Origin of the sequence: Candidatus Manganitrophus noduliformans, from assembly GCF_012184425.1 — a bacterium.
In the GTDB taxonomy this organism is placed as follows: Bacteria; Nitrospirota; Nitrospiria; order SBBL01; family Manganitrophaceae; genus Manganitrophus; species Manganitrophus noduliformans.
Map to the genome: position 1 here is coordinate 16,911 of NZ_VTOW01000012.1, position 16,854 is coordinate 33,764.

The 16,854-nt window shown below is 50.5% G+C and carries 8 protein-coding genes; 1 reads left to right on the plus strand and 7 read right to left on the minus strand.

Annotated features, from left to right (window positions below):
- Positions 1 to 44 precede the first annotated feature (44 nt).
- The 7 genes from MNODULE_RS24090 to MNODULE_RS24120 all read right to left on the minus strand — a co-directional run bounded on the left by MNODULE_RS24090 (position 45) and on the right by MNODULE_RS24120 (position 10,696).
- Positions 45 to 152, minus strand: a complete 108-nt coding sequence (locus MNODULE_RS24090) for a helix-turn-helix domain-containing protein (RefSeq protein WP_422666776.1) — start codon at positions 150 to 152, stop codon at positions 45 to 47.
- Between the two features lie 553 nt (positions 153 to 705).
- Positions 706 to 1,134 (minus strand): response regulator, encoded by a 429-nt coding sequence (locus MNODULE_RS24095; protein ID WP_168063753.1) that lies wholly within the window; start codon positions 1,132 to 1,134, stop codon positions 706 to 708.
- A 217-nt stretch (positions 1,135 to 1,351) separates the two neighbouring features.
- Entirely contained in the window at positions 1,352 to 4,222 is a 2,871-nt protein-coding gene (locus MNODULE_RS24100; RefSeq protein ID WP_168063754.1) for a hybrid sensor histidine kinase/response regulator, read from the minus strand.
- Between the two features lie 275 nt (positions 4,223 to 4,497).
- Complete coding sequence (locus tag MNODULE_RS24105) at positions 4,498 to 5,388, minus strand: hypothetical protein (protein WP_168063755.1); 891 nt, start codon at positions 5,386 to 5,388, stop codon at positions 4,498 to 4,500.
- Positions 5,389 to 5,449: 61 nt separating this feature from the next.
- On the minus strand, positions 5,450 to 6,487 hold the full coding sequence (locus MNODULE_RS24110; protein ID WP_168063756.1) for a hypothetical protein: 1,038 nt from the start codon (positions 6,485 to 6,487) through the stop codon (positions 5,450 to 5,452).
- A gap of 85 nt (positions 6,488 to 6,572) precedes the next feature.
- A complete protein-coding gene (locus MNODULE_RS24115) occupies positions 6,573 to 8,096 on the minus strand; it encodes a hypothetical protein (protein ID WP_168063757.1) in 1,524 nt (507 codons plus the stop codon).
- A 578-nt stretch (positions 8,097 to 8,674) separates the two neighbouring features.
- Complete coding sequence (locus MNODULE_RS24120; RefSeq protein WP_168063758.1) at positions 8,675 to 10,696, minus strand: hybrid sensor histidine kinase/response regulator; 2,022 nt, start codon at positions 10,694 to 10,696, stop codon at positions 8,675 to 8,677.
- 561 nt (positions 10,697 to 11,257) lie between these two features.
- On the opposite strand from MNODULE_RS24120, the gene MNODULE_RS24125 reads away from it, so the two are divergent.
- Positions 11,258 to 16,234: a protein kinase domain-containing protein gene (locus MNODULE_RS24125; protein WP_168063759.1), complete on the plus strand. Its 4,977-nt coding sequence runs from the start codon at positions 11,258 to 11,260 to the stop codon at positions 16,232 to 16,234.
- Positions 16,235 to 16,854: the final 620 nt, after the last annotated feature.

Sequence of the window (16,854 nt, forward strand, 5' to 3'; positions counted from 1 at the left end):
CCTTCGACGGATTCAAGTGTCAAGGGGATGAAGCGTAAATCAGTTCAATCGGTTCCAATCTGGACGATGTCCTTCTGTATTGCGTAGCGGATCAGCTGCACAACATTGCGAAGGGCGAGCTTTTTCATGATATTGGCGCGGTGGGTCGCCACTGTCAAGACTGGATCTCCAGTCTCTCAGCAACTTACCTGTTCTTGTAACCCTCCCCAATTAGCTTGACGACCTGGCGCTCTCGTTTTGTAAGCTTCCGAGGGCGGACTGCCGAGGAGATGATTTTTCTGTGTTTGCTTTCCTGCTTCTTCAACTCAGATATATTCCCTTTAGACTGACCTTCTTTAAAGCCGGCATGGTTCTCGTAATCAGTTAAGGAGCTTTCTTTTATTCATCAAATCCTCCTGGGAAGGTTCTGCAAATCCGATCTGCTCTATACCCTATCCGACCAGCATGCTTCATAAGAATGAGCTCTGAAGATAAGATAAAATTTTATTGTGGTTAATTGTGCCTCAAATATCCTCCCTCTCTTTGGAAGCAATCTTGGTGTCACCCGAATCAGCAAGTGAAAGCCCATTCAGTAGAGTCTTAGAACACGTTCTGGAACAAGATTTTGCTGTTATTTGCTTGTCGAGTCCGCGGTTGTCCCGAAAGTTTATTCACATAATAGCAGTGGTATCTTCATAATGCGAAAGTTGAGGAACTATCAGGGAGTTATTCTCCCACCGCAGGCGGATAATTGAGACGTCCCGGCTTCGTCCGGGCGAGTTTATTTTTGTGAAGATACTTTTTGACCCTGGTAAGAAGCTCACCCGCGCCGATCGGCTTAAATATAATCTCCTCTGCACCGACATTCACACTCCTGGCTCGCAAGAAAAAATCAAGTTTACTATGAACAGAGATCATCAATACAGGAAGTGAGTGAAAGGAGAAACTACTTTTGACTGCACGGCAGACTTCAAAGCCACTGATGGGGGACAACTTCATATCGAGGATCATTAAGTGCGGCCGCGATATGAGGAGCTTCCGCAACGCCTCAGCTCCCCCGATGGCTCGAACGACCTCATAGCCTTCCGCCGTCAGAAGCTTCAATAAGATAGGGCAGGCGTCTTCTTTATCATCGACGATCAGAATCCGGTGCATATAATGCCCCCATTCTGATTTTCTGAGTGAAAAAATCAATAGATAATAAGGAAATCGGAAACTTTAAGATTAAAAAAAGAATATTTAATATGAGAATGGTGCTTCTAAATCAGGAAGAACAGAGCCACTGAGGCACAAATACGGCTCCTTTTACAAACCAGCTACAGGTTTGCGCTGCCTGAAGCTATTGGCTACTCCTCCTTACTTTCACGGGGCTTTACAATTCAATCAGACGGTTAATTGTCTTACTAACCTGTTCGATAGTATACGGTTTGGTGATCACTCCCTTGAAACCATATTTGAGATAATTGGCCATGACCGGACTGTTGGAGTAGCCGCTTGAGACGATGGCCTTCACATGAGGGTCGATCTCAAGCAATCGCTGCATGGCCTCTTTGCCCCCCATTTTTCCAGGGATAGTCAAGTCCATAATTACCAAATCGAACGGTTGTCCGGAGGACGACGCTTCCTGATAACATGCAATCGCCTCACTTCCATCTTTAGCATATTCAACCTGGTAGCCAAGGAAACGTAAAATTTCTCCGGCTACTTCCCGCACCGCCTCGTCATCATCCATGATCAAGACCTTTCCTCTTCCAAGCAATGGCGCTTCGAGTTTCCTCTCCGGCTCAATCCCGTGAGAAGAACCAGGCAGGTAGATGGAAAATGTCGAGCCCTCTCCCACTTCGGAGTCCACCGTTATATAACCGTCGTGCTTTTTGATAATGGAGTAAGAGGTCGGCAGCCCCAGGCCACTCCCCCTTTGCTTGGTCGTAAAGTATGGATCGAAGATCTTCGGGAGGTGCTCCCTGGAAATTCCAGTCCCGAAGTCACGAATCGAAATCTTCGCATACGGTCCCGGCGGCAGGGGAAATTGGTTTTCCGTTCCCACTGCCAGATAGTTTTCCGCCCGGACCTCTATCGTCCCTCCTTGCGGCATCGCCTGTTGGGCGTTTATCACCAGATTGTTGATGACCTGGTTGATCTGCCCCTCATCGATCTCAACCGGCCAAAGATCGTCCGCTATTAGGGTAACAGCGTGTACATTCGATCCTCGCAGGGCAAACTGGATGGAGTCCTCGAGAAACTTCTTTATCGACATTGCTCTCTTAAGAGGGGTCCCTCCTTTAGCGAAAGTCAGCAGTTGCTGGGCCAGATCTCTCGCCCGGAATGAGGCGGTCTCGGCATCGCTCACCCGCTTATGGAGCGGGTCCTTGCAGTCCATCGATATCTTGATAAGGGAGAGGTTTCCCAGGATGGCCGTTAGAATGTTATTGAAGTCATGGGCAATGCCGCCGGCGAGCAGACCGATGGCCTCCAACTTGCTCGTCCGGAGGAGGTCTTCTTCCATCTTCAACTTTTGAGTAACATCCCGGAAGGCGAGCACGACGCCAATGATGCGGCTCTGATTATCCCAGATGGGGTCAGCGCTGTCAGTGATGAACCGTTTCGTCCCGTCCCGGGAGAGGAGAATCGTGTGGTTCACCGATTCAATAGTGATTCGGCTCTGAAGAACCTTCGCCGCAGGATTTTCGATGGGACGACCGGTTTTTTCTTCGATAACATGAAAAACTTCCTCTAGGGGGCGACCCCTCGCCTCCTCCTGAGACCAGCCGGTGAGGATCTCAGCGACCTTATTTATCAGTAAAATCCTCCCCTCCACATCGGTTGTGATAACGCCGTCGCCGATTGATCTAAGCGTGACGGCAAGGCGTTCCTTTTCTGCCGCCAGGGCTTCTTCCGCCCGTTTGCGCTCTAATTCGGTGGCGGCGCGCGCCGCAAAAATTTGGACAATTGATTCGGCGGTCTTCACATCACCAATCGGGTTTCGTCTCATCACTGATAACAAACCGAGGGGGTGTTGTGCGGAATCGAAAAGGGGAGCCCCAATATAACTTTCGATTCTCTTGCCGGTCATGAGATGACTTTTAGGAAAGATATCCCCAACACCTTGAGGGTAGGAACGGAGCACCTTTCCTACGACTTGCTCACACGGCGCCCCCGCTAGAAGATATTCGAAATTTTCTACAATTACATCGTCCGAACAGACGGCGATCGTCCGAATCACCCCCTCCTTTTCTTTTAGCACCTCACCCACGAAGGCATAGTCAGCTCCTAACACCCTCGTCAAATGGGTAACCAGCGAGCGAAAGAACATCTCCCCCGTTGCCGCGGAAACCCCTTGCTCGATCTCCCGCAGCGCCTCTCCCGCTCGTTTCCGCTCGGTCACATCATTCGCCAGAACGAGCTTTGCTCTCCTTCCTGAGAATCGAAGTGTGTGCGAAGTGATCCCTACGTCGATAATCGTTCCGTCCTTCTTCCGGTGCCGCCACAGGCCGGCCCGATCCAGCCCCTCTGGGGCTTTGGCAATGTTCTCTAAAAGGGAAGGAATCTCCTCGGGTGGGGAGATCTCTTTGATCGTCATAGAGAGGAACTCCTCACGGCTGTATCCATAATGCTGGATTGCCGCCTCATTGACAGCAAGGAAAGAAAGGGTCTCTATATCATAGATCCACATCGGCTGAGGGTTGTGTTTGAATAGTGAGCGATATTGCGCTTCGGGCGTATCAAGCGCCTCTTTGGTTCGACTATACTCGGCGAGCTCCCGCCTCAGATCAAGAAGGGTCGCCGTATGGCGTCCTAATATCTGCAGGAGATCGTTCTGCTTCGAATCAAGCTGTCTTGGAATGCAGTCGATGGCGCAGACCGTGCCAAGCGCAAGGCCGGTCGGTGTTTTGAGAGGAACGCCGGCGTAGAATCGGACATTGGGATCATACGGCACGAGAGGATTGTCGGCAAAGCGGGCGTCGGAGAGGACATTCGAGACAATTAGCAGATTGGGCTGTAGGGTGGTATGGGCACAGATTGAGAAATCACGGGCGGTCTCGGGAATTGTCAGGCCGACCTTCGACTTGAACCACACCCGCTCTGAATCAACAAGAGCGATCAGTGCAATTGGCGTCCCGCAGATCTTAGAGACCAGCAGAGTAATCTCGTCGAATGCCGACTCCGGTGGGGTGTCGAGGATCTGATACTGCCGGAGGATGTCAATCCGTTCAGCTTCATTATGGGGAAACGGCGGCTTCATCAGAATACCACTCCATCGGATCAGAATCTCATTGCAGAAGTATGTTCCTGTGGAGAGAGCGCATCTAAGATGGGTCCTGTTTATCCATTGAGCCGAAGCCGATCCCGAATGGCGCTCCCATAAAAGATTGGATTTAAGTCTGTTGACGGGATATTTGACGGGATATATGGCGGAGGGCGCGTTTCAGTGAGAAGGGCAACCGATGCCTGGAACTGAAGGCTTGGAAGTAAGAGGCGGACCATCGGTATGGCCTTCCCATTTTTGATATGGTTTAGTCAGTATCTCAGCGAATATGCGGGTTTTCTTGCCGTGCGGGTGCTGGGAATAGAAACTGATAACATAAATCCATTACAGTTGCCCTGTTCGCAAACAATTCCGACGATGGCGCCTTGATCATTAAGGCCGAAGACGCTGATTCCAGCCATAGTGGACGGAAGGTAAAGAGAAACAAAATGATGACCTGACAATAGAAACCCACGACCGAGACCTTCTCGGTCGATATAAACTCCAATAATCTGGCCCCGATTGTCAATCCCATATGCAGATGATTCTTTCACGTAGGACGGCACACGAGGTCGTTGAAATTTATTTTGAGTGAATCGAAAAATATTTGTGACGCGACCCTTCCGCCACAGCCCGACAATTTCCCCTGAATCGTTGATTCCTTGAGCAATGGTTAGATCAGCGCCCGGGACTGCCACTTTACTGAATACGCCTTCGGATAATAAGAAACTATTCGCTTGATCATAAAAGCCGACGATCTGGCCATCGCTGTTAATGCTGACGGCTTTTGTGGATCGGGCTCCCGGATAATCGATTGTCAAAAATTTACCCTTCGATTTCAAAAAACCATGGATAACACCCGTCTCTAAATCCTGATAGCCTCCGACAATCTCTCCCGCATCATTAATCCCCCAAGCTTCGGTCCATAACGCATTGGGAAAATCAATCGCCGTAAAATTTCCTCCGGAGAAGAGGAACCCATGTTTCTCTCCATCCGTATAAATGAAATAGCCAACCACCTCTCCCCTATTATTGATATCATGTGGAAAGGTGTAGACTGCGCCGGGGACATTGATTAAATTGAAAGTGGCTGCCCGCGCAAATGACGCGCTCAGCAGAAAAAGGAAAATGGTGAGGATAATTATATTTTCTCGATATCGCAAATCAAATCCTCTGCTTCAGTACTCTCTAACGTTCAAGTCTTGATTTGATCACTCTCAATCATCATCTCCCCCCCCCTGAACCTGTGCCCGGGAAAACCGTATTGAACCCGCTGGTATTCAAAGATCCAGAACCGGCGCCGCCCCAGCGGTCCCACCAAACCGGGGTTAGCTGAAAGCCCTCTGAATCATGATTTGGAATCCCAGGTCGGGCTGTGGAGGTCGAAGCGCTCGCATTGCATCCCCCCCGACTGCGCCTATCGTTCGCAAACTCAAAATCGTCTCCTCTTCCAGAGGGATCGCCGAAATCATTACATCGGCTAAAGTTTACTATCTGGTTGGTAACCGGATCGATGTTTTTGACAACGGTCAGATCATTCCAGAAATTGATTGGTCCTCTGCCGCCGTCTTCACCGCCATCGCGACTACCGCCGGTGGGAATCGTTTTCGCAATGACATGTGAAAGAATCGACTCACGAGGGACAAAGTTGTGACTCTCCTCTGAAACGTCATGACTCTGAAGGCCCCTAAAACCGGTAATCCAGACCCCGACATCCTGGCGGATCCGCACCTTCCCGGTCGCCGTGTCGAGAAAAGGCTGCTGTCTGAAAAACATGTCCAACTGGTTAAACCCGGTGCCGCCCAATGCGGCCACCTTCGATTCGACGATATTGAAATGGAGCTGAATCGGCTGTTTAAAACCATTGATGAAGCTATGATCGGTCAGTCCCCAGGCCGGATCTTTCAGGGTCTGATTAAAAATAATATTCCCGGTCGGATCGTTGTTCGAGCCCTCTGCTCGCTTGACGTATGAATCGACCGAAAAATCAGTTGTTGAGATGCTTTGGAAAAAGAAGCGGCTTCCGTTCTGAAGCGAGACTGTCTCCTGCAGGAAGCCGTTCCCTCTGATTGTGTCGGAAATCGTCGCCCCAGGGATGGTTGCTGGATCGGTTCCCCAGGGAGCGGGGGCGTCGGACGGAAGTGGCGTGATGGTTGCTTGTGGAAGGGGGCCCGGAGGGGTTTGGGAAGTGCTGCCACTCCTTTGCGCCCAGACTGGTGTCGAAAGGAGGAGAAGAGCAACAATCCCTGGTAGTATCTTCATAAAATACTCCTGCTGTAAGATTGTAATGCAACTAGTTTTCTTTGTGGATCAAGCTGATCCTGCTTTATCCCGTATTAATAACCTTTCAATCAGGAATAGGCGTTGGTCCAAAGGCATACTTTAACGCATAGTTGCCGCCATCTCGGTAACTCACATGGACAGTTTGATCGGGTCCATCCGATTCCAGCGCCAAATAGCCATCCCCGCCTATCGTTCCGGGAGCGTCGATAAGATAAAGACTCCACTGACTTGGATCGATGCACCCCCCGACGCAGAAGGCATATTTCAGATCGCCGTTTCTGCTATCTCCATAGATGACATGAAGACGGTTTTGTCCATCGATTCTTATCTGCGTACACTTCCCGGTCCCCGGATTCGAGTCGACTGTAATGGTTGTCCAATTTCCCTTCTGGGTACAATCTTTCCCGGTTGCACAGAAGGCATATTTGACGTTCCCTTCTGGATTAAGAGATCGATAGGTAATATGGACCCCATCGCTGTTTACAGCGAGTGAGTTCTCCCTTCCCACATTCCCTATATCATCGACAACACCCAGGGACCACTCCTGAACTGTTTTACAGCTATCCGGTGTCGTCAGCGGGCAGGTGGCATATTTCAACGTCTCATTGGCATAGTAACTGATGTGAATGGCGTCGTTGGTGATAAAAGTAGAGTTCGGCTCGGCATAATTGTTGTTCCCCGGCTCCCACCCTCCGTCCACCCTGACCCTTGTCCAGGCAGGTGATTTGGTCCCGGTAGACGCTGGCCTAAGACAATTTTGAGAACAGGTCGCATAATAAAGGGCATTATCTGACTGAATTCCGTGGACAGAATCTACAAAGGTCTGATTTTTAGCCTTGTAGCTGATATGAATCCGCTCGTTACCGTCCACCTTGATCTGGGTGTAGGTCACCGCATCCGTCGTGTCGTCCACGATAACCGATTGCCAGCGACCCGATGCGTTCGTCGCGTATTTTAAAATCTTGTTAGAATCAGATTGAAGCTGATCGATAGCGGATTGATTCGCCGCTATAGAGATCTGAGCGATGCCATAGTCCCGGTAGCTTACGTGGATCTGATGGTTCTGATCGATTGCCATGTTCCCATCTCGCCCCAACCCTTGAGGGCCGGACCCCTGATCGATGATCTCTTTTTGCCAGCTATCCAAGAAGCTGCAATCGTTTTCGCTAGCACACCAGGCGTGTTTGAGCGCCCCGTCAGAAGCCGAAAGGTAGGTGATATGAACTGTCGTTCCATTGGAATCGGAATAGACAGCGACAGTCGTGGCTTCGCCGGCATCTTCAACAGGAACATCGACCAAATGACCGTTCCCATCTATTTGCTGTTCTGTGATTCCCCCCCCATCGATCATGACTTTTTTAAAGCCAAGATCTTCTGAAGAAGTCGGAGGCTCCGTCGGAGCGGGATTGGATGATCCCTCTCCGCCATCCGAATTTCCGGATGATCCCCCTCCCCCGTCCGAATTTCCAGAAGAGTCGCTCTCTATATCATTTTTAACACTGCCCTCTCCACTGCTTCCGCATCCCGATAAGGTGATGGCGATGAGAAACAAACCGACAATCCACCCTTTCAATCCAAGATTTTTCATGACAAATCCTTTAAAGAGTCGTTCCCATAATTTCAAAAGAATACCGACGCTTCATCTGACTTTCCAAACAAAGAATCAATGACGCACTTTCTTTCTCTTTCCACATCCTAATTTTAGGCACCTGCGATCTTTGAAACTGAAATTAATGCGGTATGGACTCTTATCGTCAGCTTATAATGAATCTCCTGAGTTATTTTTATAAATAAAAAGCCCATGGTGATTGTATCTCACCTTGGGCTTCTGGGTTCTTTGGTCCTTCGACCACCAGCCTCTTAGGAGTATAAAATAATTCTTAATATTAATTGAGTATTCAATCTTGCATAATCCATATGCCTTGTCAAGCTTTTTTTAATACTTAGTTCAATCCAGCGGGTAGATTAATTCCATGAAACTGCGCGGGGAGCCCCCTTCCTCCAATACCCTCCTTATTGGTAATCGATAGGCGGCAGATCTGGTTCTGCCCAATGAACGTACAGGCTTGCTCCAGCGTTTCCTTTCATCAATACTGATGGAGGAATATAGTTTGTTTGATTGTGTCGAGCTAATCCCTTTATTGATTTACGGCGCACTAAACTTGTCTATGAAGCAGTTTCCGTAAACTGATTGATTACTTTTGCAATGACGGTTATCAGCTCATCCGGTTTGGCTTGTTTTGGGAGATATGCTTGGAAGCCGGCAGAGAGGGCTCGTTCGTGCTCATCCTCCCTGGCAAAAGCGGTCAGGGCAATCACTGGAATTTTACTGATGCCGCGTTGCCTCTCCCATTCTCTGACCTTTTCAAGCAAAACATAGCCGTCCATCGGCATCCGAATATCGGAGATTAGCAGATCGAGCCGCTTCCGCTCCAATATCTCTAATGCCTCCTGAGCCGAGGCGGCCGCCGTCACGTGGATGCCATATCCTTCCAGGGCGATCTTCAGCAATGTGCGTACATCCACTTCATCATCGACCAAAAGTAGATTCCAGTTATATAGCGCTGGAAGGCTACCGAAAGATTCCTCCTGTTTCGCGGGGGAACGGCCCGGTTCCGAGTCATCCTCTTTTCTCTGAACATCCCGGATCGGAAGTCTGACGGTGACTGTTGCCCCCTTCCCCTCTCCCGGACTTTCAGCCAAGACGCTTCCGCCGTGCAACTCTACGAGATGTTTCACGATGGCAAGACCGAGTCCTAAACCTTTCTGCGATCTTTTGGTGCTTCCCTCAGCCCGACGAAAACGGTTGAACATATAAGGCAGAAAGTCAGAAGGAATACCCATTCCGTAATCTTTGACACGAATCTGAATATATGGATCCACCTGCTCCAAAAAGATCTCGATGCGTCCTTTATCGGGGGTGAACTTAATCGCATTGGAGAGTAAGTTCCCGAGCACCTGTTGCAGCCGCTCGGGATCAATCATGACAGGATTAATGGAGGGATCGAGCATCATTTTCATCTCAATCCGCTTGGCCTCTGCTGTCTGGCGAACGGTCTCAACGGCGGCCTTAATAATCGGGACCAAACTCAATGGACGGAGATCCAGGCGAAGTTTTCCGGAAATCATATGTGAGACATCCAAAAGCGCTCTGATCAGGTGCTCCCGCGCCCTTGCATTTTGCTCAAGCGCCTCCAATACAATCTGCTGTCTTTCGGGATCAAGTCCTCCCATCCCGAGCAACTGGGCCCACCCATAGTTGGCATTTAGCGGGATTCGCAATTCATCGGAGATGATCGCTAAGAATTCATCTTTCAGCCGATTCGCTTCCTGGGCTTCCAATCTCGCCTTCTGCTCACGCGCAAGAAGCGCTTCTCTCTCCCTCTCAGCTTGTTTGCACTCAGTGATATCCTCGGCGATTCCGGTAATCCTGCAGATCCGTCCCGATTCATCCTTAATCGGAAAGGCCCGATCTCGAATCCAGCGAACCGAGCCATCCGGCCGGATGATCCGGAACTCCTCATCATAGGAGCCTACGCCGTGCTGGATCCATAAAAGCTGATGGGTCATGACTGCTCTCTCGATCCTGTCTCGATCATCCGGATGAATCGCATCCAGCCATGTGGTCGGCTGTTCATACAGGCTCTTATAGTTCCGCCCCCATATCTTCTCATATGCGGGACTAATATAGAGCATCCCGCTTTCATCGGTGCTGCTCATCCAGAAAACCTCGGTGATATTCTCAGCCAATTGCAAAAAACGGTACTCACTCTGCTGAAGTTCCTTTTCCATTTTTTTGCGCTCGCGACGCACTTGGCTCTCACGCAGCTCTCGCTCGACGACAGGAACCAGGCGCCGAAGATTTTCTTTTAGGATATAATCCTTCGCCCCGGCCTTCATTGTCTTCACAGCAAGATCTTCGTCGACGCCGTCGGATAGCGTAATGAATGGCAGCTCAAACCCGCTTTTCTGCAACAGGTCCAACGCGGCAGGAGCGCTGAAATTCGGCAGGTTGTAAGCGGCAATCACAACGTCCCATTCGGTTTCAGACAATGCGTTTGTCATGCCTTCGGCCGTATCCACCCGGTCACAGGTTACCTCATAGCCGCCACGGCATAGTTCAACCAACAGCGACTCGACATCTTCCCTCGAATCTCCAACAATTAATACTCGAAGTGATATGTCCATCCCACTCTCCTCTTTGAATCCGGGCTCTTGCCATATGCCGTGACCCGGTTTCCAACTTTCGGCTCCTGAATCCTTATCGCCGCCACGCAAGTTATCCGTCATCTCTACATATATACCTTGAATATATAATCTTAATCATGATACAGTCAAGCGGAATAAAAAACGGACCAAGAACATATGGATAGGTTGTAAGCGGATTGATCAGGCCACTCTTATATCGAGCATCTAATGTTAGAAAATCGAGAGACGGTGAGAAGGGGGTGGATGAACAAGAAGGAGGTCCAGTGACGAAATCGAGCCAAAATCTTAAGAAGAAAAAAGACTCAGACCAAAAGATCGATACTACCGAAGATCCGCAAGTCCGATGCGATTGTGGCCAGTTGGTTGCTCGGCTTACCTCGCTCGGCGTCGAGATCAAATGCAAGCGGTGCAAGAGGATAACCATTATTCCAGTCAAAAATAAGAATCCTAAATAAAGAGAAGTAAAGGAACATAGACCCCGAAGAGATTCTTCGAATATAATTCCAGATGTTAGAATCAGTGCACGCTAAAGGCATTCTAATGGATCATTCGGACTTTAAGAGCCGCCTTTTTGGTAATCGCTTCCAGCCGACGCGACTTCTAAAGGAAGCTCAGGGAATCAAGACTCTGCTCGGAACCGATTTTGCCAAGCGTTGCGAGGTCGTCATCAAACTAATCCCTGCCTCAAGAGTTTCTGCTACCGCTCATCAGCGTCTGGAATACGAAATGCATATGCTCGGCAAGATCCAGAGTCCGCATTTGGTCGCCCCGCTTGCTGTTGGCGTTGAGGAAGATCTGTTCTATATCGTCCGGCTGTTTGTCCAGGGTGCCTCGCTCGCGGAGCGCCTTGGTAGAAGTCCGCTCCCGATAGGTTGCGCCGTTCCAGTGACTCTGGGAATCCTCCGCTCCCTTTGTGAGGCGCATAAACATGGCCTGGTTCATCGCAACTTGAAACCGGCCAATGTGATCTTAACAGGTGACGCTTCTCCGGAAGAGATCAGACTCATCGATTCTGGGTACTCCCTGACCGGAGGGATCGATCATTACGGCCATCACATCCCATTGGATACTCTTTGGTATACCTCACCGGAAGCGGCTGGTCTTTTAAATCGAACTCTTGATGGTCGTTCCGATCTCTATGCCGTAGGTGTTCTACTGTTTCAACTCCTGACGGGCCATCTTCCATTCGAAGGGAAAACAATCGGCGAGCTCTTGCAGCAACACCTCTCCGCTCCACCCCCCAACCTTCTCACCCTGAGCGTGAGCGTGCCTCGCATCTTAGACGAGCTGTTGCAACGCCTGCTTCGGAAGGATCCTCGCGATCGGTATCAATCCGCCGAGGCGGTGAGTGCCGATCTAGCTTACATTGCCACCGCTTTGGAAGAGGGTATTCGTGAGCCCACTTTCGTCCTCGGCTCGCACGATCGATATCAGCAGCTCACTGAGTCCTCCTTTGTTGGACGAAGTCGAGAACTGAAAGAGCTTCAGAAAGTCTTTGATTTGGCAAAGGGAGGAAAAGGGGGGTTGGCTTTCGTGGAAGCGGAGTCGGGAGGCGGCAAATCGAGGCTACTCTATGAGTTTACACAAAGAGCTCTGCAGCAAGGAGCAAGGGTCTTACATGGCACGGGACAGAGTCAAGTCGGCGCAAAGGCATTTCAGATCCTCGATGACGTCGCCTCTGAACTGATCTCGATCATCCGCTTCGATCCCTTACTAGGAGAGAGGATTGCCCAAGGCCTGGGGGATCACCGCGAAGCTGCCATCATCACCTTGCCCAAGCTCGCTAAAGTTTTGGGAGAGGGAAATTCGGCGCTTCTCGGCAACGAACAGCATGGCGAGATCCGGGCGATTCAAGCCTTGAGGGTGTTGCTCGATCTACTCGGGTCCCAGACAAAGCCAGCCATAGTCATACTCGATGACGCTCAATGGTCGGATAGTCTGAGCGTGAAACTACTCAGAGAATGGCAGAGCCAGAAGGAGGCAGAGGATCGCTCTGGCCGTTTTGTGATGATTATTCTTTCATTCCGCACCGAAGAGGTCCCGAAGGACCACCCCATACGGTACCTGAAGCCACTCACAGAACTGTCACTCGACCTTCTTGGGCAGGAAGATATGAAAGCCTTGCTCGAGTCGATGGCCGGTCCATTGCCTCAGGAAGCGACGACAGCAGTGGCCCGGCTTGCAGAAGGGAACCCCTTCTTGGCCGGAGCGGTTCTACAGGGCCTTGTTGAGACGGGCGCTATTGCGTATAACGCATCGGGATGGCGCGTGGAAGCGAGCATCTTGGTTAATCTCCAGGCCTCCGGAAAAGCCAAGGCGTTTTTGGTCCGCCGACTGGAGCAACTCCCGCAGGAAGTTTTTTCTTTTCTGACTGTGGGCGCGGTGCTTGGGAGGAGCTTTGATCTGGAGTTTGCCCTGACGATCACGGGCCAAACGTCGCAAGAAGGCTTTGCAATGGTGGGAGAGGCGCAACGGCGGCACATCGTCTGGATGGATGCAGACAGCCGACGGTGTACTTTCCTTCATGACAAGCTGCGCGAGAGCTTGCTCGGACGACTTTCTGAAGAAAATCGCAAGCGTTTGCACCGAGAAGCGGCAATACTGCTCGAATCGCGGGATAGAAATCTTGTCTTTGACCTCGCCTACCACTTTGATGCCTCCAGCGACCCCGCACGGGCCTTCCCGTATGCGCTCGCCGCAGCTGAACGGGCCCGCTCTCAATATGCATTGGAAGTGGCAGAACAGCAGTATCGCATCGCCGAGCGGGGTCTTCTCGCGGAAGATGAGGCACTCCGCAGTCGGGTCATTGAGGGACTTGGCACAACAATGATGCTACTCGGCGACTATGACAAGGCCGGTGCGTATTTCGAACAGGCCCGTTTGCTTGCAAAGGACAAATTCAAGCGTGTGGAAATTGATTGTCTCCTTGGTGATCTGGCCTTTAAAGGTGGAGACCTGCCCCGCGCCGATGAAAGGCTGCAAAGTTGTTTACGATCACTGGGCTACAAGGTCCCGAATCCAAAAAGCTTGGTCTGCTTACTGATGGGGCTGTCGCGGGAAGCTGTGGTGCAAGCTTTCCATACCTTTCTCCCAGGACTCTTCTTGCATCGTCGGAAGCTGGAAGGAGAAGAAGAGCGGCTCCTAGCCGCACGCCTCTATATTCGGATGGGATATATATGGTGGTTTTTACATGGACCGATCGCATGCTTATGGAGTAACCAGCGGTCAATGAACATTGCTGAATGTTATCCCCCCTCCCCTGAGTTGCAGCTAATCTATGACACTCAAGCGCCCGTCATGAGCGCTCTTCCCAACTTTAGCCGGTCGCTACGTTATCCTCAAAAAGCCCTTACTTTCGCGAAGGCCCGGGGCGATGTCTGGGGGCAGGGGCATTCCTACGCATTTATCGGAATGGCCTACTATAACAGATCCGACTTCCCCGCAGCCGTCGAGAATTGCAGGGAGGGGATCAGACTCCTCACGCGCGCGGGAGATCTTTGGGAAGCCCTGATCGCAGGCTTTACCCTGTCAGCAGCGCTATACCGAATGGGGAACTTCCGAGAGGCGATTTCTGAAGCGCGTCGTGTCTTCTACTTGGGAAGACAGATTGGAGACATACATGGGAGCAGTTGGTGCCTGGAAATCTGGTCGAAGGCGTCTGGTGGGAGGGTGCCGACAAATCTCGTCCAAGAGATGATGGAACTCACCAAGCATGACCCGCAAATTTTTGAGGCCGCGCTCCAGGCAGAGGGGATCCGGCTCTTGGGGGAGGGACGCTTCGGAGAAGCTGCGTCAGCCTTCGAGAAGGCACAAAAAGTAGCGGATACCGCCATGCTCAGGAGCGACTATGTCGCCGGCATTCAGACCTGGGTGGCCACCTGTCTGCGTAAAGAGGCTGAAGCCAGACCTTTTCTGGATCAGGTGGGGCGACAAGCGCTGTTGCGTCGCGCGCGCCGGGCGGCACGTCGAGGTCTCCGTATGGCCCGCTGGTACCAAAACGGCCTTCCGCACGCGCTTCGTGAAACCGGCCTGTTGGCAATGCTTGAGGGGCGTATCGAGCAGGCAGAGAAATGTCTCAAAGAGAGTCTAGAGGTTGCAGAACGCCAGGGCGCCAGGTATGAAGCGGCCCAGACCCGACTCGCTCAAGCAGAATTGCATGCAATAATGGCTCAACCTGGTGCGAACCTTGAAGTCGAAGCAGCTCGCCGAGAGGTTATCGCATTTGGAGCAGGCTTTGAAATGGGGACCGAAGGAATGGCCTGTGAGAATAACCCGCAAACGAAACCGGTCACGCATTCTCTTGTCGATCGATTTTCTACCCTCCAAGAGGTCGGCCGAAAAATCGTCGCGGCCCATTCTAAAGAATCGATTTATTCCGAAATCTACAACGGGATGCTAGCCTTGCTTCGAAGCGAAGAGTGTCGTATCATCGATATAAATGATACATATAAGGAAGGAACGCCCCCAAACCCCGTAAGCGAAGTCGAAAGCAGCGAGTTTATTATCGAGCTGGTTCGTCAAAGCCTTAAAGCAGGGGGTTCTGTCGTTTTCACGGCAGATATGGCCAATGATATTGGAGATCGCCTGCTGAATGCCAAGGTTGCCTCGGTGCTCTGTGCACCCATCGTCGTCCGAGGAAGTGTCCGGGCCGTTGTTTTCACCCTACATCGACAGATCCGGAGTCTTTTTGGTGAGGACGAGAAGCTGCTGGCGGAGTTTATTGCTGCACTGGCCGGGGTGGCGCTGGAGAATGCCGAGGGATTGGCTGAGATACAAGAGCTATCGAAATCCCTGGAGAGAAAAATTGAAGAGCGAACGGCTCAGTTGAAGGAAAAAAACCGTGATCTTGAATCGTTTGTTTATGCTGTCTCCCATGACCTAAAAGCCCCCGTTGTCTCCATGGATGGATTCGCTTCCAGGGTATTAGAAGACTATGGGGAAAAATTGGATGACAACGGAAAGCGCTATCTGAACCGTATTCAAGCAAACGTGAATTTTATGCAAAAGCTCATCGTTGATCTTCTAGAGTTTTACAAAGTGGGAAAGCGATCAGAAAAGCCGGAAGTGTTACAAACCGAAGTGGTTTTGCGGGAAGTCTTGCAACTATGTATCGGTCCCATCCAGCGGCGGAATACCAAGCTCTCGATCCATTCTCCTCTTCCGACAACCTTTTTTGACCCGACCTCCTTGAAACAGATTTTCTTAAACCTCATTACAAATGGGGTTAAATTTATGGGGAATCAATCTTACCCTAGGATCGAAATTGGAGGTCGGGAAATAGACGGATTCGTAGAATTCTATGTAAAAGACAATGGAATTGGAATTGATCCACAAAATCATGAGCAGATCTTCGGAGTTTTCCAACGCCTCAAAGAGGTTGAGGTAGAAGGCTCGGGAATTGGGTTAGCGACGGTCAAAAAGATTATCGATTCGGCGGGCGGAAAGATCTGGCTTCAATCTCAAAGGGGACACGGAACGACTTTCTTTTTCTGTATCCCAAAAAACCGAAAAGGATAAAAGGGGGTTTTGGTTATTTTGCTGTCACAGTGGAGCGTCCTGCATCATGGCGGGTGGAAGGGGTGAAAAACCCCCTAAAATTGAACTACTAGAAGATGATTGAAATTCATTGACCTATTGAATCATATCTTTGCAATATTTATCTTTTCAAGCGCCTAAGTTCTCCTTATCTCCCTCGCGATTTTCCCTTCTTGAGTGGGATAATGGTTACTCTCTTGCACCGCTTGCATTTAATTTCAACGCCTGTCTCAGTAAGCCGAGCCTGTAGACGACCGCACTCGCATCGAACCTCCCCGATCTTATCAGGATCGACCTCATGAATTAATTCGTCGGGTTCATGGCCCGGCTTTGTGTTCATGGAATCTCCTCTACTGGTTCTAATCACTTCCGTGAGCGATGTATAGAAATGTTTGCTTCAGGGGAAGAATCCTAAAGTGAAAGATGAGTCACCATTTTTATTCCTCATGCAAGATGTCCATCCGAGTTCGGCACATGTAAAAACCAAGATTTGATCTGACATTTTATGTTGGGGTTCCTGGATGTTTGGTTTCTCCTGATTGTCAGATCGTCTTATGCGACGAGCATCTTCTCCTTGGCCAGAGGCAGACTGTCGATGAATG

Bases quoted from the DNA above. Each gene is read 5' to 3' on its own strand.
- MNODULE_RS24095 (WP_168063753.1), bottom strand. From the start codon at position 1,134: ATGCACCGGATTCTGATCGTCGATGATAAAGAAGACGCCTGCCCTATC.
- MNODULE_RS24100 (WP_168063754.1), bottom strand. From the start codon at position 4,222: ATGAAGCCGCCGTTTCCCCATAATGAAGCTGAACGGATTGACATCCTC.
- MNODULE_RS24110 (WP_168063756.1), bottom strand. From the start codon at position 6,487: ATGAAGATACTACCAGGGATTGTTGCTCTTCTCCTCCTTTCGACACCA.
- MNODULE_RS24115 (WP_168063757.1), bottom strand. From the start codon at position 8,096: ATGAAAAATCTTGGATTGAAAGGGTGGATTGTCGGTTTGTTTCTCATC.
- MNODULE_RS24120 (WP_168063758.1), bottom strand. From the start codon at position 10,696: ATGGACATATCACTTCGAGTATTAATTGTTGGAGATTCGAGGGAAGAT.
- MNODULE_RS24125 (WP_168063759.1), top strand. From the start codon at position 11,258: ATGGATCATTCGGACTTTAAGAGCCGCCTTTTTGGTAATCGCTTCCAG.